At 31.5% G+C, this 21,704-nt stretch carries 21 protein-coding genes and 1 pseudogene; 3 read left to right on the top strand and 19 right to left on the bottom strand.

The window, feature by feature from the left end; genetic code table 11:
- Positions 1 to 11: 11 nt before the first annotated feature.
- A complete protein-coding gene (locus tag PZA12_RS11435) occupies positions 12 to 668 on the bottom strand; it encodes a flavodoxin family protein (protein ID WP_078115705.1) in 657 nt (218 codons plus the stop codon).
- A 140-nt stretch (positions 669 to 808) separates the two neighbouring features.
- Between PZA12_RS11435 and PZA12_RS11430 the strand changes: the two are divergent.
- Positions 809 to 1,188, top strand: a pseudogene (locus PZA12_RS11430) (winged helix-turn-helix transcriptional regulator).
- 559 nt (positions 1,189 to 1,747) lie between these two features.
- On the opposite strand, the gene PZA12_RS11425 reads toward PZA12_RS11430, so the two are convergent.
- Together PZA12_RS11425 and PZA12_RS11420 are read right to left on the bottom strand one after the other, a co-directional pair.
- Positions 1,748 to 2,866, bottom strand: coding sequence for a DegT/DnrJ/EryC1/StrS family aminotransferase (locus PZA12_RS11425; protein ID WP_078115707.1), 1,119 nt, complete (start codon positions 2,864 to 2,866; stop codon positions 1,748 to 1,750).
- A 589-nt stretch (positions 2,867 to 3,455) separates the two neighbouring features.
- On the bottom strand, positions 3,456 to 3,827 hold the full coding sequence (locus PZA12_RS11420) for a pyridoxamine 5'-phosphate oxidase family protein (protein ID WP_077840122.1): 372 nt from the start codon (positions 3,825 to 3,827) through the stop codon (positions 3,456 to 3,458).
- Between the two features lie 175 nt (positions 3,828 to 4,002).
- Here PZA12_RS11420 and PZA12_RS11415 point away from each other — a divergent pair, with 175 nt between their 5' ends.
- A complete protein-coding gene (locus PZA12_RS11415; protein ID WP_078115708.1) occupies positions 4,003 to 5,424 on the top strand; it encodes a PLP-dependent aminotransferase family protein in 1,422 nt (473 codons plus the stop codon).
- A 256-nt stretch (positions 5,425 to 5,680) separates the two neighbouring features.
- Here the strand turns inward: PZA12_RS11415 and PZA12_RS11410 are convergent, their stop codons facing one another.
- From PZA12_RS11410 to gnd, 13 genes are all read right to left on the bottom strand, one after another.
- A complete protein-coding gene (locus tag PZA12_RS11410) occupies positions 5,681 to 6,271 on the bottom strand; it encodes a TetR/AcrR family transcriptional regulator (protein WP_077844170.1) in 591 nt (196 codons plus the stop codon).
- An 11-nt stretch (positions 6,272 to 6,282) separates the two neighbouring features.
- The gene (locus PZA12_RS11405) at positions 6,283 to 6,981 is read right to left on the bottom strand and encodes an ABC transporter permease (RefSeq protein ID WP_077844169.1); all 699 of its coding nucleotides are present in this window, start codon (positions 6,979 to 6,981) and stop codon (positions 6,283 to 6,285) included.
- Complete coding sequence (locus tag PZA12_RS11400) at positions 6,978 to 7,901, bottom strand: ABC transporter ATP-binding protein (protein WP_077844168.1); 924 nt, start codon at positions 7,899 to 7,901, stop codon at positions 6,978 to 6,980. The genes PZA12_RS11405 and PZA12_RS11400 overlap by 4 nt, the downstream gene beginning before the upstream one ends.
- A 282-nt stretch (positions 7,902 to 8,183) precedes the next feature.
- Positions 8,184 to 8,813: a bifunctional 4-hydroxy-2-oxoglutarate aldolase/2-dehydro-3-deoxy-phosphogluconate aldolase gene (locus tag PZA12_RS11395; RefSeq protein WP_077840118.1), complete on the bottom strand. Its 630-nt coding sequence runs from the start codon at positions 8,811 to 8,813 to the stop codon at positions 8,184 to 8,186.
- Between the two features lie 2 nt (positions 8,814 to 8,815).
- The gene (uxuA, locus tag PZA12_RS11390; RefSeq protein ID WP_077840117.1) at positions 8,816 to 9,898 is read right to left on the bottom strand and encodes a mannonate dehydratase; all 1,083 of its coding nucleotides are present in this window, start codon (positions 9,896 to 9,898) and stop codon (positions 8,816 to 8,818) included.
- A gap of 12 nt (positions 9,899 to 9,910) precedes the next feature.
- Positions 9,911 to 10,363, bottom strand: coding sequence for a PTS sugar transporter subunit IIA (locus PZA12_RS11385; protein ID WP_078115709.1), 453 nt, complete (start codon positions 10,361 to 10,363; stop codon positions 9,911 to 9,913).
- A gap of 76 nt (positions 10,364 to 10,439) precedes the next feature.
- Positions 10,440 to 11,312, bottom strand: a complete 873-nt coding sequence (locus PZA12_RS11380; protein ID WP_078115710.1) for a hypothetical protein — start codon at positions 11,310 to 11,312, stop codon at positions 10,440 to 10,442.
- Between the two features lie 55 nt (positions 11,313 to 11,367).
- Positions 11,368 to 11,871, bottom strand: coding sequence for a PTS system mannose/fructose/N-acetylgalactosamine-transporter subunit IIB (locus PZA12_RS11375; RefSeq protein ID WP_012058423.1), 504 nt, complete (start codon positions 11,869 to 11,871; stop codon positions 11,368 to 11,370).
- A gap of 21 nt (positions 11,872 to 11,892) precedes the next feature.
- Positions 11,893 to 12,750 carry a PTS system mannose/fructose/sorbose family transporter subunit IID gene (locus PZA12_RS11370; protein WP_078115712.1) on the bottom strand — a complete coding sequence of 286 codons (858 nt, stop codon included), beginning with the start codon at positions 12,748 to 12,750 and terminating at the stop codon, positions 11,893 to 11,895.
- Positions 12,751 to 12,762: 12 nt separating this feature from the next.
- Positions 12,763 to 13,593 carry a PTS mannose/fructose/sorbose/N-acetylgalactosamine transporter subunit IIC gene (locus PZA12_RS11365; protein WP_077844163.1) on the bottom strand — a complete coding sequence of 277 codons (831 nt, stop codon included), beginning with the start codon at positions 13,591 to 13,593 and terminating at the stop codon, positions 12,763 to 12,765.
- A 10-nt stretch (positions 13,594 to 13,603) separates the two neighbouring features.
- The gene (locus PZA12_RS11360) at positions 13,604 to 14,707 is read right to left on the bottom strand and encodes an iron-containing alcohol dehydrogenase family protein (protein ID WP_078115713.1); all 1,104 of its coding nucleotides are present in this window, start codon (positions 14,705 to 14,707) and stop codon (positions 13,604 to 13,606) included.
- A gap of 11 nt (positions 14,708 to 14,718) precedes the next feature.
- On the bottom strand, positions 14,719 to 15,720 hold the full coding sequence (locus tag PZA12_RS11355) for a D-isomer specific 2-hydroxyacid dehydrogenase family protein (RefSeq protein WP_078115714.1): 1,002 nt from the start codon (positions 15,718 to 15,720) through the stop codon (positions 14,719 to 14,721).
- Between the two features lie 2 nt (positions 15,721 to 15,722).
- Positions 15,723 to 16,625, bottom strand: coding sequence for a phosphogluconate dehydrogenase (NAD(+)-dependent, decarboxylating) (gene gnd / locus PZA12_RS11350; RefSeq protein WP_078115715.1), 903 nt, complete (start codon positions 16,623 to 16,625; stop codon positions 15,723 to 15,725).
- A 522-nt stretch (positions 16,626 to 17,147) separates the two neighbouring features.
- On the opposite strand from gnd, the gene PZA12_RS11345 reads away from it, so the two are divergent.
- Positions 17,148 to 17,996 carry a MurR/RpiR family transcriptional regulator gene (locus PZA12_RS11345; RefSeq protein WP_078115716.1) on the top strand — a complete coding sequence of 283 codons (849 nt, stop codon included), beginning with the start codon at positions 17,148 to 17,150 and terminating at the stop codon, positions 17,994 to 17,996.
- Between the two features lie 437 nt (positions 17,997 to 18,433).
- On the opposite strand, the gene PZA12_RS11340 is transcribed toward PZA12_RS11345, so the two are convergent.
- From PZA12_RS11340 to PZA12_RS11330, 3 genes are all read right to left on the bottom strand, one after another.
- A complete protein-coding gene (locus PZA12_RS11340) occupies positions 18,434 to 20,101 on the bottom strand; it encodes a tannase/feruloyl esterase family alpha/beta hydrolase (RefSeq protein WP_078115717.1) in 1,668 nt (555 codons plus the stop codon).
- A gap of 377 nt (positions 20,102 to 20,478) precedes the next feature.
- Positions 20,479 to 20,703, bottom strand: a complete 225-nt coding sequence (locus PZA12_RS11335) for a hypothetical protein (RefSeq protein ID WP_078115718.1) — start codon at positions 20,701 to 20,703, stop codon at positions 20,479 to 20,481.
- A gap of 212 nt (positions 20,704 to 20,915) precedes the next feature.
- Entirely contained in the window at positions 20,916 to 21,476 is a 561-nt protein-coding gene (locus PZA12_RS11330; RefSeq protein WP_078115719.1) for a nitroreductase family protein, read from the bottom strand.
- Between the last annotated feature and the right edge of the window lie 228 nt (positions 21,477 to 21,704).

Below are 21,704 nucleotides of genomic sequence, written 5' to 3'. Positions count from 1 at the left end.
CCACTTTATTTCTAGTGCTTTATTAAATTTGCACCTAATTCAAATACTTTTTGACAATCTAAAGGAAATTGAATTTTTCTATGTGCTGCTTTTTCTTCTTCGGAGAAGGATTCAACTTTATATTTTGAGTAATCATCAAATTGATAAGTATTATTTGAATACATAACTAATGGTTTTGTGAATATATGTCCAATATTAGATTCCATGCGCTCAAAAGTTTTTAAATAACCAATTTGCTTCATCACCTCTTCTTTAACATTCATTGTATAAATAAATGCTGTTGGCATCCTCTTTGGCGCTAGTGAAGTACCATTATTGTCATACACAAGATAAGGAAATAATAGTCTTTCTAAAAATGATAGGAATTTACCTGTTACATTACTAAAATATACTGGAGAACTAAAAATAAGCCCATCAGCTTGAGATACTTTTTCTAAAACTTCTTGAAGATCGTCTTTTACTGCACATTTTCCATAACTGTTACTTCCAAGTCTTTTACAAGCAAAGCAACTTATACATCCAGTATAATTTAAATCATATAAATTAATTATTTCAGTTTCAATTTCTTTATCTTTTGCAGCTTCTTTTACTCCCTCTAAAGCTTTTTGAAGCAATGTAGCTGTATTTTTATTTTTTCTTGGACTTCCGTTAATACCATAAATTTTCATAGTAACACTCCTCTTTCTGTATATTCTCCTATAATGTTTTTGTTATAATTAATATAGCATAGGAGAAAAGATATACAAGAATGCAGTTTTTTCTGTGCCAGTATAAAAAGTATACTATTGAATTTGAAGGAGTTGTGATTATGAGTGATTATATGAATTATAATAAAGAATTCCCTGCTGATAATGTATATGAAAGAAAATGTCCTGTTATATATGCACTCGATATTTTAGGCCAGAAATGGAAATTACCTATCTTATGGTGTCTATCCAACAAAGATTTTACTAGATATAGTGAATTAAAACGAAAAGTTAAAGGTATTACTAATATGATGCTTACAAAGTCTTTAAAAGAATTAGAAGAACATAAGCTAATTGTTAGAACTCAATATGAAACCATTCCTCCTAAGGTTGAATATTCTTTACAGAAAGAGGTAAAGCCTTACTTCCCACATTTAAGGAATTATACATATGGGGTGAAGAGCAACTTAAACTTGATACGTCAAAATCAAATTATGAATAATATAAAATAATGTATAATATATAAATTTACGTAAAAATAAATCTATATATTATCCTTATTATTATAAATTTATATTTCATATCTTTTAAATGCTTCTCATTTACTTTAATACATAATGCAAGAATTTTGAAAACTAGCATGAAACTATTTATGGCTAGTTATAACATCTTTAATGATTATTATTAAGTATTTAAAGCATAGAATATTAATAAAATTATTCCACAAACTATAACGCTAGTAATAATCCTAGTGAGTAGATTCCCTTTCGTTAATCAACTTAAATTACCTATTTGTGAACGATTTACCGAATGTACGAAGTTAGCCATTGAATTTTTTATATTCGTCAATTTTGCGTTTATCTTTTTATCCACGAACTTCCTCCCTAGTATTAATTAATCATTGACAATAATTTACCATTACGAATCGATTATAACATATTTTGTAAACATCCCATTGTTCAATTTTCATTTAACCAATGAACTACCGAACTATCTTACTTTTCTGCAAGAATTATCGTGGTATTTTCAATTCTTTAATTCACCTTTACAGTCTTCTAATATTATTTAAAAAAACTTTTGATAGTTTCACATACAAAATCAATTTCTGCTTCTGTTATTTGAGGATATATTGGAAGTGCAAGTATTCTCTCGCATATACTTTCAGCAACCGGAAAATCCCCTTTTTTATAACCTAAATAACTGAAACACCTTTGAAGATGTAATGGTATAGGATAATAAATACTAAATTGAATCTGATTTTTCTTTAAGTATTCTCCAAGTTCATCTCTCTTTTCTGTTAATATATTAAATACATAATACACGGGATTTTGCTCGCCTTTCAAAGTGGCAAATTTTAATTCCTGACAATCTTTTAACCTATCAAAATACCAATTGGCAACAATTTCTCTCTTTTTAATGCTTTCTTTTATGTATTTCATTTTCACTTGAAGAATAGCTGCCTGTATAGTATCTAATCTTGAATTGTATCCAATATGCTCATAGTGATATTTTTTTGATGCTCCGTGAACTCTATACATTCTAGCTAATCTAGCTAATTCATCATTATTTGTTACTATCATTCCTCCATCCCCAAAACCACCAAGAGTCTTGGTTGGAAAGAATGAGAAAATCCCAAAATCTCCAATAGTGCCTGAATGTTTATATTCAGACCCAGTTCCTTTCCATCTCATTCCAAATCCCTCAGCAGCATCTTCAAGTACTCTCAAATTATGTTTACCTGCTATGTCCATTATTTTATCCATATCAGCCATTTGTGAAAAAAGATGAATCGGAACTATACCAACAGTATTTTTAGTAACTTTTTCTTCTATTTTATTTGCATCAATATTAAAAGTCTCCTCATCAATATCTACAAAAACTGGTTTTCCACCTCTTCTTGTTATACATGAAGTAGATGCAAGAAAAGTAAATGGAGATGTGATGACTTCTTTTCCGCTTTCAAACCCTAAAATATCCGAAGTTAAAATTAGCGCATCAGTTCCAGATGCAACAGCAATTGCATGTTTAGCTCCAGTAAACTCCTCAATAGATTTTTCAAAATCAGTTACCTCTTTTCCAAGGGTTGAAATCCCTTCTTGCATAACGCTAATAACAGCATTATCAAACTCTTGTTTATGTTCTTCATATTCTCTTTTAGATGTATAAAAATCAACTTTCAATTTATGTTCCTCCTTTTGTTTTTCTATATTTTTTATAAATTGCTACTACAAATCTACATATTGAGCAAATTATATGAATGGTTATTCTTTCTTTATAAACCTATTTTAATTCCTACCCTTAGGTATGAGTCAATAATAATATATTTTGTAAGTACCTTATTGCTTAATTCCCAAAGAACACTTTCTACATAATTACTAGTAATTCTAAATTCTTAGTATCATAATAGTATTACGTAATAAAAAAAATCGTAAATTCAATCTCTTCTTGAATAATACGATTTTATAATTTCTTATTTAATTAAGAGTTATACAAAAATTGTGAACTAAATCATTAATATCCTAACCGTTTTCCTACAATAATTACTTTATCCTATCTTTAATAAACTGCCCTCTAATTGATAGATAAGATTATTTATATACGAACATAATCAATTGCTATGCAACTTCTCATATTATATAGTCCTATATCCTATATATATTGCTGAATTAAACTTACATAATCCATATTAATAGTATCTAAAAAGAGTACTTTTTTAGATATTTCACTAAATATAAAGTACTCTTTTTCAAAAGCTATGTTATATTATTACTATATAGTTTGCTTAGCAGATATAACTGTTATCTCTAATACTCTACTTAAGAAAGAAAATTTTTCTTTCATCATATCAAAATCTGAACCCTCTTCAAGGAATTTTGCAGTTCCTTCTATTAAGAATCCTGCTCCCATATACATATGTCCCATTACTTCTTTACTTCCTAAAGTAACCTTAACTTTGTTATTTTGTTCTATATTTTTTTGAGTTCTTCTCATTCCAGCCGCTGGTATTAATAATCTTCCATCTTCAGTAGCGACAACATATGAATTCCAAGTATTAACTACATGTGCCTCATTGTTACTACAAGATACTATAGCTACTACACCTTCATGTGATATAACTTCAAGCAATTTTTCATTTAACATTTAAATTCCTCCTCTGTAATTTTACAAATTTTATTATTTTAATATTTTTAAAAAGTCTTAATTTATGCACATTGACTTTTCTATAAAACAATTATACAATCGATGTGTAATCATCAAAAGTGCCAATTCTTTTTATTTTATTGGATACAGTTCATAAGGAGAGTGTTTTAAAAAAATGATTGTTCTAGATAATGATTCAAGAGTTCCACTGTATTTGCAAATTTACGAGCAGTTAAAAGAAGAGATAATTTCAGGACAAATTCTGGAAGGTAGTAAGCTATATTCAACACGAACGCTTGCAACAACATTAAATGTCAGCAGAAATACAGTAGAAAGTGCTTATATGCAACTTTCTTCTGAAGGATATGTTACAAGTAAAGCAGGCAGTGGGTTCATAGTTGAAAAACTAGATAGTATGTTAATCACTAAGTTAAAGGGAGCGAACTCTGACAATATTAAGAATCATAAAACAACGTTACCTGAGATGAATTCTGATAATAACTATAAGTATAATTTCAAATATGGAAAGCTACGTGCTTCTGATTTTCCTTTGCGCTTATGGAGGAGGATATCAAATAAATGCTTAGCATCTATAGATGGTGAGGTTATGACATCTTATACTAGCAGTAAAGGTGAAAAAGAATTACGAATAGAAATGATGGATTATTTAAATAAATCAAGAGGGGTCTCATGTACTCCAGAACAAATTATCATTACTTCAGGCTTTGAGCAGTGTTTAAGTTTACTATGCCAGATATTCAGAAACAATTTTTCTAAAGTAGCTTTAGAAGATCCTGGCTACATTGGCGCAAGAAAGATTTTTAACAATAACGGATATGATGTTGTTCCAATTAGCTTAGACAAGGATGGAATAAATATTGCTGAATTAGAAAATAATTCCGCAAAGATAGTATATGTAACTCCTTCACATCAATTTCCTACTGGATCAGTGATGCCAATTCAAAAAAGATTGCAATTATTAGATTGGGCAAGAAGAGAGAATGGATTTATAATTGAAGATGATTATGATAGTGAACTTCGTTATAATTCAAGGCCAATTCCTTCAATACAAGGTATTGATTCAAAAGGCTGTGTTATATATATTGGAACTTTTTCAAAATCTTTGTCCCCAAGCTTGAGATTGAATTATATGGTATTACCCCAATCATTACTAGAAATATATGATAAATTTTTTAGTAGCTACCAAACCTCAGTTCCAATAGTTGAGCAAAAAATCATTCAACAGTTTATGCATTTAGGACATTGGGATAGTCATCTGCGCAAGATATCTCTCCTAAACAAAAGAAGACATGATATGTTAATCCACTCTATTCATAAATTTATGGGAGATAATGTTATTATTCATGGTAAAAATGCAGGTTTGCATATCTTGCTAGAATTAGATAATGGATTATCTGAAGAAGAGATAATAGAAAAAGCTAAAGAATACGGCGTTATAGTTTCTCCTGTATCTACATATTGGTTACGCAAGGATAAATATTCTAATAATATGGTTTTACTTGGTTTTGGTGGAATGACTGACAGTGATATTGCTGAAGGTATTAATCTACTTAGTAAAGCATGGTTTAGTAAGTAAATCCTATTAGGAAATTAAAATAGGCATTATAAGGGCTGTCGCATTAGCGATAGCTCATTTTTTAGCCTACATAAATCATTAACTAAATTACATATTGAGCTAATTAATAAAAGGTCCAAGTATTATTTTTTAATCAACATTTGAACCTTTTAAATCTAATCTAATTGTCTTTATGTTATGAATCCAGCTCTTTTTTTTATTAAGAAATAACAAAGGAATCTTAATTATAAGTCCCATGTTATTCTTACCAATTAGCTTATTTACACGCTTTATATATAGGAAGTAAAATATTGTCAATAATATCCTCGGCATTCGTTTCTGTGATCCTTCCATGTAAAACAAGCTCATTTATAATTAGTATAGCTGGTAAATTTAAAGCCTTTTCAGAAATATTATCTACTGAAAGTGAAATCTCTTTGCGATGATTAGCTCGCGTTATAATAGTTTCAGTTGATTCACGAAGACCATTTCCGTTGTTTATAACATTAAATAAATCGTAAGGCGTCATATTAGAAAGCATATCTAAAATTACATCTCGTAGATCATCGGGCCTGATAATTTCAAATAGATTTAAAACATTAAATAAGGCCTTTAAATCTTCTCTTAGCGAACCATGATCACTGACTTCTAATTCTATTGATGGTGCATGTCGGCTTAATGCGGCAAAAATAAGATAACATTTTTGTGGCCATCGACGATAAATAGCATTTTTGTTGGTTTTTGCAGCACGAGCTACCTCATCCATAGTCAATTTGCTATATCCTATTTGATTAAGCAATAACCAAGCCTGATCTAAAATCGCATTTTCAAGTATAACGCCACGGCGTCTACTAACATTTTCATTCATGATACAACCTCCTATTTTTGGTCTACATAATTCCACCATAATATAGTACCATAAACACCAATAAATAAAATAGCCAAAATCGTTAATTTACTGATCCAATTAATAAGCTGAGGATTATTTAAATATATTCCTGAAATTGTCCACGGGATATAACGGCCTAAGGGCTGTGATCCAAAAATGGCAGCTATAATTATAGATACAAAGGAAGTACTAACGGGAGCCAATATTCCTCGCGTGATGCTAGCGATAAGTGGGAATAGAAAACTAAGACTACAATTATAGAGTGTTACTATACCTAACCTTTTTAGAAGAGTTCCAGTCAATAACACATCAAAATTTGTAAAATCCAAGCACAAACCCATGGCAAATGTCCCACCAATTGCTAATACCGTTATGCCTAAAAAACTTAATCCTAAAGCAAAGAACTTTGCACATACTAAACTTGTACGAGAAATTGGCAATGATAAAAGATCTTTAAAAGTTTGATCCTGATACTCTCTACCAAATACCCAGCTGCTTAAAATACCAAATCCCATTAATCCAATAACAGTAGAATACATAAAAAAAGTATTTTTCAAAAATTCTTCCCACGTTTTATCCTGCATATGGATAAGTAACAAAAAACTATAAAAAGCTAAAATATAAATTGGTATATGCCCCCGTATTATTTTGTAAAACTCAATTTTAGTCATTGACCATATCTGTTTCATAATGATTTGCCCTCCTTAATTGTTCTAAGAAAGAATTCTTCTAAGCTTTCATTTACAGGTTGAAAAATCATTGGATTCAATTTTTGATTTTCTAACTGCTGTAATAAAGCAGAATATTGGTTAATAGATATATCCGAAACAAGTATTTCCTGTTCACTTACTGATGTGCATTGCAAGTTTTTTGTAGCAAGATAATGTTCAAGATTCTCGACGGAGCCATCTGTTTTTATGTAAAGCTTTGATTCTCTGCAGGTTTCAAATTCCGAAAAATTTAATTCTCGTAGCAGACATCCATGTGCTAATATACCAATTCGGCTTACCAGCTTTTCCATCTCATCTAATAGATGGCTTGAAATAAAAATAGTTGTCCCCTCTTTAGCCATTTCTAATAGAGAATTACGAACAACTACAAGCCCCTCCGGATCCAATCCATTTGTTGGTTCGTCTAACAAAAGAATTTTTGGCCTATGAATAAGCGCCTTAGCTAATCCAATTTTTTGATTGTTTCCTAGAGAAAGATCTTTTACCTTAACCTGTAGGTAATTATCTAGCAATAGATGCTGTGAAATGTCATCTATTCGTTTCTTAATTTCTGAATCTGGTATTAGTCTTTGCTTTGCATATAATATAAGATTTTCTTCTACTGTAAGATTGGGATAAGCATGTGGTGTTTCAATTAAGTAACCCACCTGATTCCAAAATTCAGAAGGTAGCTTTGAAATTGATTTTCCAGAGTAATAAATTTCACCAGATGTAGGATTAACCATTTTAAGCAACATCCTCATTGTAGTTGTTTTTCCTGCACCGTTTAATCCTAGAAAGCCATATATTTCACCTTCATTAGCTGTCAGATTAATATCATAAACACTATTTTTTGATCCGTAACTCTTTGTTAACTTCTTCGTTTGTATTATTGACAAAACGTAAACACCTCCAAGTTATACTTCATTTAAGGTACTAACGTACCTTAAATGAAGTATAACATTGTAGATTATAAAACGCAATACTCAATATTCATATTTTTTTATTTATTCTTATCATTATTACTAAATTCCTAATCTCTATATTAATGGAGCTTATTTTAAATATCTTTTTATCATTTGCTGCAACAGTTTTTATGATTAGAATAGATGACAACCAAGAGGTTATGGAGTCGCGTCGTTAATTACATGATCATCAAAAAAAAGCCGTGCAATATTGCACTAAGCTTTAATTTGATCAACTAATGATTTTAACAAGTTACTTGTCTTCTCTTTACCTTCCTCTTTAATCATTTTTTCAGAAATAATAAAAGATCCACCAACCGCTAAAATATTATCATTACTAACATAATCTATAAAGTTATCTGCATTAATTCCTCCTGTCGGCAAGAATTTCACATCATAGAATGGTCCACTTAATGCTTTAATTGCTTTTAAACCACCATAAATATCTGCTGGGAAATACTTTACAACATGAAGTCCATAACTAACGACTTTTTGAATATCAGTTGGAGTTGCTGTTCCAGGAAAAACTGGAACTTTGTTTTCAATACAATATTCGATTATCTCTGGAATCACTGCTGGAGAAACTATAAAACTTGCTCCATTTTCAATTGCCTTCTTAGCTTCTTCTAATGTACGCACAGTTCCTGCTCCAACAATTAACTTACCCGATTGTGAAAGTTTATTAATTGCTTCTAAAGCCAGATTGCTTCTAAATGTTACTTCTATAAAAGGTACATCATTTCTTAAAAGAATCTCTTCCAAATCATCTAAATACTTTAAATCAGTCGCAGTATAAAGTGGTAATAACTTTATTTCTCCTAATTTTTTATATACATCTACACTCATTATTATTGCTCCAATCCATTTTCTTTTCGAGATTTTGTGATAGCTTCATGCAATCCTTTTAAATAAGTAAAACCTAAAGCACGATCATATAAACCATATCCTGGCATTGCTATTTCATCCCAAATTGAACGACCATGATCTGGACGGATGACACCATCAAAATTAACATCTATAAGCGCCTTCATAAGTGCATACATATCCAATGATCCATCAATACTCAAATGAGCAGATTCTCTAAATTTTTGTTTTCCCAAAAATTCAACATTTCTTAAATGTACAAATTGAATTCTATTTCCTAATTCATGTATGACTTTGACTAAATCTGTTTCTGGATTTGCACCTAAAGATCCTGTGCAAAGTGTTACACCATTATAAGGAGAATCAATAATATTTATTATTCTTTTATAATCCTCTAAATTTTTAGTTACCCTTGGAAGATTAAAGATTTCCCATGGTGGATCATCCGGATGAATCCCCATTTTCACATCAACTTCTTCACAGACAGGAATAACTTTTTTTAGAAAGTATGCAAGATTGTCAAATAAATCTTCTTCTTTAATATTTTCATACATTTTCATCAAATCATTAAACTTTTTCAGACGTTCTTCTTCCCATCCAGGTAATTTAAACCCGTTAGATTGACTATTTATAAGCTTAAACATCTCACTCGCATCCATATGTTCTACAACAGACTGATCAAACAACAATGAATAACTACCATCTGGGTTTTCATATTTCAAATTTGTCTTGGCCCATCCGAAAATTGGTTTAAAACTATAACATACTAAATGAATATCACATGCTGCTAAATTTCTAATTGTTTGAATATAATTATCAATATAATGATCACAGTCTTTTGTTCTTGCTTTAATCGCATCATGAACTGCAACACTTTCAATACCAAGTAACTCCAATCCCTCTTTTTCAATTGAAGCCTTAAATTCTTTAATTTCATCAATTTCCCAAACATCTCCAGGTAACTTATTTAATAAGGTCCCTACAACACCATCTGTTCCTGGAACTTGCCTGAAATGTTTTAAAGGAATAGAGTCTTTCGCTCCATACCATCTAAATCCCCACTTCATTTTATCCCTCCATCAAAAATCATCATCTTCATCAGCTGCATTAGCATCTACATCAATAGGACAATGCCATGAACTAATACATTCTTTTGCTTTCTCTGCAGCTGATTTTGCAACTATTTCAATTTGTGTCCCTAAAATTTGATGATTGATTATTTCTAATAACATAGGTAAGTTAACTCCACCAATAATATAAACTTTATCTTTTAATTCCCTCTCTAATTGGTTTGTAACAAGAACTGATTGGTTATATGGACTTGCGCTCACTAAATCAACTAATACCGCAACACCATCACCTTGATTTACTCCTAAAATAGCGTTATTTATCTTCTTACCAAGTTTCTCAATATCATCTCCTGCATTTAAATTTACAGTTGCGATATTTTCTGTATTCCCCATAATAACTTCAGCTGCGTCTTTTATACCGTTGCTTAAGGTACCATGTGTGGCGATTACAATTCCTAACATGATTTAATCTCCTTTTATATTTTGATTTAAGGCATAATCAAAAATAATCATGACTTTTTGGACTCTTTATTTTCTTTCATATGCCTAACAATTCTATTACTTGAGTAAAATGGCTATAATTTAAATTTTTCTTATTTAACTTTGACTTATCTAAGTAAAACTCTTTATCTTGATTCATATCTGCACAAAATAAATAATTGATTTGACCTCTAGGTGATACATATCGAATTTCTTTAGATTCAGCAAGCTCTTCTTTAAATTGTTTACCCATTACATTTAAAGTGGCATCTGCTCCAATAGAATCTAAGCAATAAACCTTTGCATTCTTTTTTACAGAACTCATTAAGACATCTAATCCTCGTCTTCCATAACAACCTTCATCGATAAATGCATAAGCCACTTTTTTCTGATTTTGATTCTCTGTTAACATCTGTAGCAAGCAAAGTACTGAAGATGTATTTCTAATTAAATTCTTTCGATTCCACTCACCTTTTGATAACTTTGATAAAATAATAAAATATCCACCGTATATTAGTGCAAGACATGCTGTTTGCACAGAAAATAAAACAAATGGTGCCAAAACCAATTTCATGTATAAAAGTGTTCCTAGAATACCTAGGAAAATCCAAATTAGAGACATACAAAGAACGGCTTTTTTAGTTTGTTTTTCTTGTTTTTTTCTATTGAACAATACATAATCTCCTAAATAGGCTGGAGGTGTATCATAATAAGTACAAACGATTTGATCTGCCTTTTCAATATCTCCAACATATACATTTCGTGCACTGGCTTTTTTTTGATTACTATATTCGATTACGGAAATATCTTTTCGCACTTGTGATATATCTGTTACAAGCGCCTTCAAAAATCTAGTTTTCTCTTTATTGCTATTCCGTGAGCGATACATAAACGAATACCTAGCTAATCTATCGTTAAAAATATCCTCCATGATAAACCTCCAATTTTTATTATAAGGAAAATAATAATCTTTCATTTAAAAACAATTATTTAAATTTACTAACAACATCTTTCAATTCTGTTTTAGGAGCAGAAGGAGTAGCTTGGAAATAGATATTCTCTACTCCATATTTATCTTTCATTTCTACTAATCTATCTACATCCTCTTTGTTTATATAAACAGATTTTGTAACTAGTAAATCTTTACTTGCATCTTTTTGTGCAATACCTCCAATATTCAATTCTTTCATTGGCACTCCATGTTTAACCAAGTCATACATAACTTTTACAGTTTTTGCTATCAAGATACAATTATAATCTTTAAACTGATATTCATCCCAATAGAATTTAGCTTTCTCTGGCGTAATTACTATTGTTTTTTGTCCAGTACGGCTACCTGCATTTTTATATAAATCTCTCATGAATGGGTCTTTTGCTACAACTTCATCTACTACAAAAATTGAATTTACCCCGCTCTTTTGTGAAAGAGTCACCATAACTTGCCCATGAATTAAACGTTCATCTACTCTTGCTAAATTTATAACACCCATTTTTCAACTCTCCTTTTTACTCTATAGAATTCTAACGCCAGCTAAAACAATTAAAATTAATGTTAACCATAATAATGCTGGTGTAACTTTTAAACCTTTTTTATTGTAGAAGAAATAAACTCCCATAACTACTGCTAATGGTAAAATCCCCGGAGCAACAGAATCTAAAATATTTTGGATAATGAATGCTTTTCCAGAAATCGTAAATTGTAAATTTGCACTAACTTTTACATAGTTACCTGCTAAGATTCCCATCATAAATAGACCTAAAACAGATAAAGTATCGATTGCAGTTTTAACACCTGTACTTCCCATCAATCCTGTTGCGTTACGTCCCATATCAAATGCTTGACGAGCAAAGAATAGACCCAATAAAACTTGGTAAAGAGCAAAGCAAACGAATGGGAACAATGCTCCTAATGCACTACCTTGTTGAGCCCAAGGAACTGCGATGGCAATAAAGATATATTGCACAGTCCCTGAGTCAATTGCATCACCAATTCCAGCAAGTGCACCCATTAAACCAGCTTTTGTGTTATACATCAAATCGTCTTGCATTGTTATTTCTGATTGTTCATATTCTTCTTTTGCACGTTGTGATTCCATGGAAGCCATTAAGCCAGTAATAACTCCACCACCCCAGCTTAACTGAGTATTGAAAAATAATAGTTGTCTTTTATAAGCAGCTTTTAACGATTCATCATCTTTGTATAATTTTCTTAAAATTGGCATCATTCCATACAACAAAGAAGATGCAAGATATCTTTCAAATGAATGTGGAATTTCATTCGCAAAATGCCATCTTAAATATGCTTTAGTAACATCCTTTTTTGTGATCTCTTCTGGAGCTTTAGCAGCTCTTTTTACATTTTCACTCATTTTATCTACTCCTTAAAACCCATCATCATAATCATCTTCATCTAATGTCTCTGTACCCTTAGCAACATTTGTACTAGGAACATTCTTTCCTTTTTGAGACATACTGAAAATTAAAGCAATCAATAGACCAAACACAGCATAAGTTACCATTGTAATATTTAATGATTTTAATGAAACACTCATGAAATACGCCAAGAAAAAGAATGCTAAGTAATCCTTACGTCCAATTACATAAACTGTTGTGGCAATACCAATAGCAGCTAATCCACCACCAACAACTTCAAGTATATGAATGATATAACTTCCTTTCAAAGCATTGATTACATCTGCAATAATTGGTGCCCCAAAATATAAAGCTACAAATACCAATGGTACAAATAGAGCAAATGATGCAATTGTAGGTAAAAGAATTATCGAACGCTTAATAGCGCCATCATTTAAATCTTCTACAGCTTTATCTGTATATTTACCTAAGAATGTATTGATAAAAAAACGGAATTGATATAAATAACTTCCTAACAAACCAACTGGAACTGCGACAGCAATAGCGGCTTCAGGCTGTAAATTTCCTAGTAAAGCAACCGGTACTGCGATAGCTGCTGCAATAGATGGTTCTTGTGGCATGGATCCTCCTGGAGAGAAAACCCCCATATAAATCAACTGCAGCGCTGCTGTAACAATCATTGCTTGGCCAACATTTCCCATAACAATACCAACAATCAAACCAGTCATTAAAGGTGAAAATCGAAGCGTTAATGAAGCTCCTCCTCCAAACCATCTTGACATAACCGCGCCAACCCACAAAGCGATTAAAAAACTCTGTAATACACTTAAAGTTTCCATTACTCTTCTTCTACCTCTTTTCTACATATTTTTCTAAATCAAAGATTGTTTTTTTCAAAATATCTGGCGTAATTACAACAGGAATTAAATGAACCTTTTCTTTTGAATCAATAAAACCAACTATATCATCAAGAACTTTTTCATCTTCTGGATACAATCCCATATAATGCAGAGATACAGGCAGCTTCAAATCTGAATAGAAAGGCATTAAAGAATCAATCGTCGACCACTTGCCTTCTAGAGCCAACTGGTATAAAACCCCATAAGCTACTTTTTCGCCATGAAGATATGAATGGCTTTCCGGAATATATTTAGCTATTGCGTCATGCATTGCATGTGCTGCGGCATTACGAGCATATTTATCTCCCAATCCTCCACATAAACCTGCAACTGCTATCACAATTTCAGACAAATGTACAAATTCTTCCGAAACTACTTTATTCTCCATATCTTTCATTGCTTTAGCCGATTCTCTTACAATTGATTCATTACATAACTTTGCAGTATAACTTGCTAGCCTCAAAAAGGGCTCGTTCTGTAAATGTTTTTGAGCCAAAATAGAATCTGATTCATACCATTTTGCAATTGTATCTGCCAACCCTGCAATGAAGTAACGTACTGGAGAATCAATCACTAAATATGGATCTGTTATCAAGAAACTAGCCTGCCTCATATAATGCTCAGATTTTCCTTCTGATTCTCCACTTTCTTTATACATAACAGATAAAGGTGTCCATGGTGCACAATTACTAACCAAAGTTGGAACGACACCATATTTAACATTACAAATATGACCAGCATATCCAACGAGATCTACAAGTTTTCCGCCACCAACTCCAATAATAAAATCGATATCATTTTCTTCAACGATTTGTGCTATTAAATCTGCACCATAATAACTACATTCACCTGTATATTGATGATAAAAAACATTTTGATCTATCGTTTCTAAAAACTTCATCTTTGGCTTTGCTTTTTCCCAAGAAATTGTTCCATGTACAATCAAGATATTCTTTGATTTATGTTCTTTTAATAATTGCGGAATAAAATCAATTGCACCTTCATGATACCTATAGAACTCAGGACCAACTTTAACCTTTAAATCTGTCAACATTTTTATCCCCCCTATTTTTTAATGAATTTACTTGTTGACTGAATTGCCCTTTCTGGTAAAATACCTTGAACTATTTGTTCCACATCTGTTACGCATTTATTACCCATTTGCTCTAGACATTCTATAGTATAAGCTGATGTATGAGGAGTTATTAAAACGTTATCAAAAGCTAGATAAGGATGGCTCTTTCTTCCTGGCTCTTCTTCTAAAACATCTGTCGCAAAACCAGCAATTTTTCCAGATTTCAATCCCTCAATAACCGCATTTTCATCCAATAATGCTCCTCGCGCACTATTCGATATGTAAACACCGTCTTTCATTTTTTCTATTTCGTTTTTAGATATCATATGATAACTTTCTTTAGTTAAATTTGCACAAAAACAAATAATATCAGAAGAAGTCAGTAGTTCATCTAATTCAACTTTCCTTGCCCCATAAGTCTGTAAATACAAATCTGACTTGTATGGGTCATAGGCCAAAACATTACATCTAAAACCATTTCTAACAATCTCTACTACACAACTTCCTGTGTTTCCAACTCCAATAACACCTACTGTTTTATTAAAAAGTGCATGTCCAACAAATTCAGCTCGATCTTCCCAACGATCCGCTTTAACTCGATTACTGGACTCCATTGTTTTTCTCAATACAGCCAGCAAATTTGTAATGTTGTTTTCTGCGACTGCGTCCCGTTCTACTAAAGCCGGAACTATTGTAACAATAGTATCATGTTCTTTTGCCGCATCGATATCAATATTGTTGTATCCAATTCCATGACGTGTAATCAGCAAAAGCTCATCTTTGGAATCAAAAAACTCTTTAGTAAAAAAGGGGGTTACACTTGCAACGATAATATTGTATCCACTTAATAAGTTTGCAAGTTCTTTTCCATGCATTTCATTATCAACTTGAAAATAATCAACAGATCCTATTTCCTTCAACCGATCAATGTGCTCAGGGAATATCTTTCCAAAACTACTTGAATTAACAATAGCTATCTTATATTCTCTCATATCTACTTATCCTTCTTTACAATAGAATGTCCACCAAATCCGTTTCGTAAAGCCGAAACTACCTTTGCAGAAAAACTATCATCTTCTTGAGACAAATTACGCATAAATAAACTCAAAGCAATTGTTGGTACTGCAATCCCCATATCCAAAGCAGTCTCAATAGTCCATTTTGCTTCTCCAGATGCAGCAACAACTCCTCTGTAGTCTTCTAAATTTAGACTATTTTTAAATTGTGATTCAGCAATTTCCATAAGCCAACCTCGAATAACAGATCCGTTATTCCAAACCCTTGCAACAGCAGCTAAATCATAATCAAATTCACTTTCTTTAACAATTTGGAAACCTTCACCGATTGCTTGCATCATTCCGTATTCGATTCCATTATGGATCATTTTCAAAAAGTGACCACTTCCAGATTGGCCAGTATATAAGTAACCCTTTTCAACTGATATATCTTTGAAAATTGGCTCTATATCCTTAAATACTTCAGGATCTCCACCAATCATAGTGCATGCACCACCGAGTGCTCCAGAAGTTCCACCTGATGTTCCACAATCAAAATAAGATATTTCTTTCTCCTTAAAATTCTTTGCACGTCGTATTGAATCCTTAAAATTTGAATTTCCACCTTCAATGACAATGTCATTTGGAGAAAGTAAATTCAGCAATTGATTCAATACAGATTCCGTAATTTCTCCAGCAGGTAACATAGACCAGATAACTCTTTTTTCAGTAAATGAAGTAACGATTTTCTCTAAATTATCAAATGTTTTTATCCCTGCCTTTTCAGCATTTTCTTTTGCTTTATCAGATAAATCAAATCCCATAACATCATAATTATGATTCTTTAAATTACATGCTATGTTTAAACCCATCTTACCAAGACCTATAATTGCTATTTTCATACAATCCCTCCATTTCATGTCTTTATTGTATCAAAAAAATTTTTTTTGTAAATATTTTTATAAAAAAAATTTTTTTTGATAACATTGCACTTTTCTCATACTTCTATCTCTATCCGCCTCTTGCAATTTCAGAAATACTATGATATTTATATAAAGTAGCAGACATATTAAGTCGTTATAGTTAAAAGATTACTAATGATTTAGTTGTTAGTGCTTTAAAAATGCTTATTATAGTTAGTCTTCTCATAAAAATAAGGAACTGAGTTTGACTTGTCGTATTCAAGATATTGACACAAAATTACTATTTGATATACTTATAACAATGCTATTTTTTAATAATTCAACCACTTTTCATACATATTAAACTCAATTGTTCATTCGACCATATGAACAAAAAATCTATATCATTTTCTTTTATAAATTTGATTTTTATATATAATACTATTTGAAATATACATTACGCTCAAAATTTTTTAGTGTTTTTAAAGTTACAATATATAATTTATAAAAAGGAGGACCAACATGGAGGTATCTGTTAGACTTAAAATTAAATCGTTATACAATGGATTAAGTACTAAAGAACAAAATATTGCAGACTATATACTTGAAAATCCCATTTCTGTGGCTCACAATTCTATCAGCTATTTATCTGATGAACTCAATGTTGCAGACTCTACTTTATTTCAATTCGCAAAAAAACTAGGCTATTCTGGCTTTAAAGAGTTTAAGATGGCTATCTTAATTGAAGAAAATAATTTTTCAACTACATCAATTCATGAAAAAATTGAAATTGATGATAATGAATTAACTATGGCACAAAAAGTCTTTGATTCAAACATTAAAACACTAACTAATACTAAGAAGATATTAGGGTTAGACGATTTGAAAAAAGCGGCTGAGATTATATCAAATTCAAATCTACTATATTTTTTTGGTGTCGGTGGATCAGGAATACTTGCAGAAGATGCATATCATAAATTTTTACGTTCCCCAGCTCATGTCCGTCATAGTACTGATTATCATATACAACTTATGGAAGCATCTTTATTAACACCACAGGATTGTGCAATTTGTATCTCACATACAGGAAAATCAAAAGAAACTATCAGGATTGCTGAATTAGTAAAAGAAGCCGGTGCAAAAGTAATTGTTATCACTAGCCATGCATCTTCTCCTCTAGCTAAGATAGGTGATGTAGTTTTTATTTCTATATCTGAAGAAATCGAATTTCATTCAGAAGCCTTATCTTCTCGTATATCTCAATTAAGCATCTTAGATTCACTCTATGTAATTTTGATGTTTATGAATAAAGAGAAATCAAAAGAAGCTTTATCTAAAGTTAGGCGCACTATATGGGACGTAAAGCATTAAAACCTATGACAACAAGATTTTATTGAACCTGGATTAATTTTATCCTTTAAAGCGGATTATTTTATTAATGGAATAATCCGTTTTCTTTTTGTGTATCCAGCATGGGCAACAACTTTGGCGGTAAAAGTCCGCTGTGGGTTTGGTAGTGAGAATCACAAGTCAAAAACCAGTCCTATGGACAGTTATTACCCAATTAATTAGAAATAAGTAATTGAAAAAACACTAGAAAAAATGTAACCGCTAAGACATACTTTCCTCATATTTAATTTTCATATTTAAGATAATTATTACAATCTTAATTTGTATTAAAATTTAAAGTTTTGTTATCCGATATTCAACATGTTATAAAGTAGAAAAAGTTGAAGTCGGGATTAATTATCCCGACTTATTAAACAGCATTATTTTATTATATAACAGAATGAACTCTTTCCATTTCATTAAGGTGTAGCGCTACTAAAATTTTCAGCGGAATTTACATCTCCGCTTCCTTTGTACTCTGGATACGCAGGATATTCCAAAAGCGGACGTGTGCGGCCTTTAGTCTTTTCAGACTGATCTGTTACAATCAAATTCTCAGGAGCTTTATTATTTACTACCCATTGATCCAATGCGCCCAATGTATCGGATCCCATATTCCAGGTTTCTGAATTATAATGGCCATTTCCTGGAACCATATAGAATTTTACAAACTCGCCAAGAGAGTCCTTACCGAATTTGTTAATTAGCTGATTATAGTAGTCAATTGTGCCTTGAAAGGTAACAATTTGATCTCCTGCTCCATGAATAAGAATCAATTTTCCTCCATTATTCTTAAAAGCTGAGATATCTGGATTTGTAGCATCAAGTAATTCTGAAGCTTGTACAGCTTTGTCACGCCATTTATCTGCATCAAAATTTTCAGGATTAAAATTATCATCTCGAACTATCATATTTTTAATAACAGCATCCCCACTTTCTGCCATTAAGCCATCTCTGGCAGTTGGTGCTGTACCAAATTGGTTTAGATACATATCGGCTAAAGGTGCTCCCTTAAAAACAGGATATCCTGGCATAGTGGTTAATCCATTGGCAAGAGGATAATTAAATTTCATAGGTGAAGCAAATGTTTCTAATGTTTTTATCTGCGCATCTGATAATATGTTTTTCAAAGCCTTTAAAACTTCATCCTTCTTTTTTTCAGCACCATAAATGTTGCTTATTATTCCATCTTTAACGCCATCTAGTCCATCATCTATTCCAAGGATGGTTTGATTAACAAGCTTATACTGTTCAGGGCTAATCCAACCTGCTCCATTATTAGCTTGTACGACATCTGCATTTCTGCTATCCGTAATTGCCTTAGGTACCCAGTTTAATACAGGGAAATAGCAAATAACGCCGTTATATTCTGTTGGGAAACGTTGCACAACCTTCAACGCTTCTCGTCCACCATTAGACCCGCCAACAAAATATACCTGAGACGGCTTGGATTTATAAAAGGCCTGTACTATTTCTAGTACTGTATCCTTTGTTTTCTTTAACTGGTCAGAGGCAAAATTATTTAAGGCTTCATCATTAAGCGCCCATTTACTATCCCAATATGAAGAATTTACATGACCACTATCACTACCAAATGTCACATACCCTTGAGCCAAAGGTGTTGGATCTGAAACCATTTGCCCGTAATATCCACTATCAGCAGTAACCAGAGCGCCGTCAAATCCGCCGCCACCATATTGTAGTATTTTACTGTTCCATTTTACAGGAAGGTTAACCTGAAAGTTAATGTCTGGCGCATTTTTATCTACTGGATGGATTGCACCTAATACCTTGCAGTATTCTCCATTCAGATTACCCTTTTCATCAGATTTCACTATAGTTGCTGAACTTATCGTAGCACCTGATGTAGGCAGCCCTATTTTTGATGCAGGAATTTCTGCTGGTATCGTAAAATTGCTTGATTCATCATAAACTTTAAAATCTTTTGGATTAGTAGATGATGATGTAGCAATAACTATAGAATCTTTTGGATTAGTGGAAGCTACTGCACTACTTCCATTAAACATGAACACACAACTAGTTGCAAAAGCACTTACGGTGGTCCAACTTTTCTTTGAAATTTTCATTTTTTCGTCACTCCTTATTTTTGACTGACACTGTCAGAGCTTTATCTGATGTCTACCACTGTAACCTCCCTCCTGTATTAATATAAGATTGATAAAATCATAAATTAGCAAAATTCCACTTGCATATAATGCAAACTTTAACATATATTTCTACCTATGAATATATTATACTTACTCAGACTGATGTTCAATAAGTTTTCATAATAATTTTTTTGACTATAGTTCCCTTTTTAAATAATTCATTAATTTGCTATTCCGCAATATAATCTTGAAACAAATATCTAATCACAAATATGTCTAAGGCTACATCCTTTGCATTTATTAAGTATCTCATCATCTTAGTAAAGAACATCTAAGTTCTTCATTGAAAGTAGAATTTATAATGTCAAGAGCAATCTGCTTTTTATTAAAATATTGTAAAATTCATAAATTCTAAAATTCTTAAAAATATATATTCTTAAATTCTTTAGAATTTTAGAATTTTTAATATCCAACTCATCTCGAATTTCGCCAATTATTTCTTCTAAAATATTTTCAATAGTTACAAGTCCAAATGTTCCTTCATATTCATCGATAGCTATAGCCATATGCTTTTTAGACATCTGTAATTCTTTAGTGAAATACTTACACTATAGTATAAATTTCAATATTATCGTGTTTTAATAATGGCTAAGCTCCAGTCGTAGAAAGGGCAATTTTATTAATTTATGAAGCAAAAAACTCTATAGCTAGAATACTTTCTAACCATAGAGTCTCATTAATCATTTTTTACTTTCACATATTTAGAAGTCACCTTTTTAACTTATTACTCTTTTTATTTTACTATATTTACCGTTCCTTCTTTTCTTGTTGGAGCTTTTGGTTCTTTCCCTCCATTAAAGCCTAGGGTTGCTGTACCAAATGTCGCATAGTTTTCTGGAATTCCTAGCTCAGTAAGCACATTTCTGACATTAGGATCATCTCCAACCATAGCTAAAGTATGTACCCAACATGATCCAATGTTAAGTGAATGAGCGGCTAACATTATGTTTTGTATTGCTGCAGCACAATCAGATTGTCCTACTGGTAAGTTTTTATCACAAGATGTTATCACTATAGTAGGTGCATTATAAAATGGGTTAAAGTTTGGATTATTGGCCATCTTATTTAGCTGTTCTATAGGAGAATTTTGTAATGCTTCTTTAGCTGCTGAAATTAGCTTATTTATCTTCTCTCTATTTTGTACAGCTGTAAAATGCCAATCCTGACTATTCATTCCGCTTGGAGCGAACTTAGCAGCTTCTAATATTTTACTTAAGTCTTCATCCGAAATTTGCTCTTCTTTATACACCCTTATACTTCTTCTTGTTATGATATTTTGTATTACTTCGTTCATTATTTTTCTCCTTCCATTTAAGCCCCAATATAACTTTATTTATATTATTATATTGATTAGATTAATTATAAATTTGTCTAGAACTTTCATTCTAGTATATAGTATTATCATTTTTGCAATAAATATATAAATGCGATGCCAATAAATTTATATGCTTAATATTCCTTTTCACATAAATTTCACATAAAAGAATTATAATTCCCTTATAGCCGGTTATTTCTATATTAA

It is taken from the genome of Clostridium beijerinckii (assembly GCF_036699995.1).
In the GTDB taxonomy this organism is placed as follows: domain Bacteria; phylum Bacillota; class Clostridia; order Clostridiales; family Clostridiaceae; genus Clostridium; species Clostridium helianthi.
Note: the sequence above shows the minus strand (reverse complement) of the source record. Positions and strands in the feature narration are given on the sequence as shown.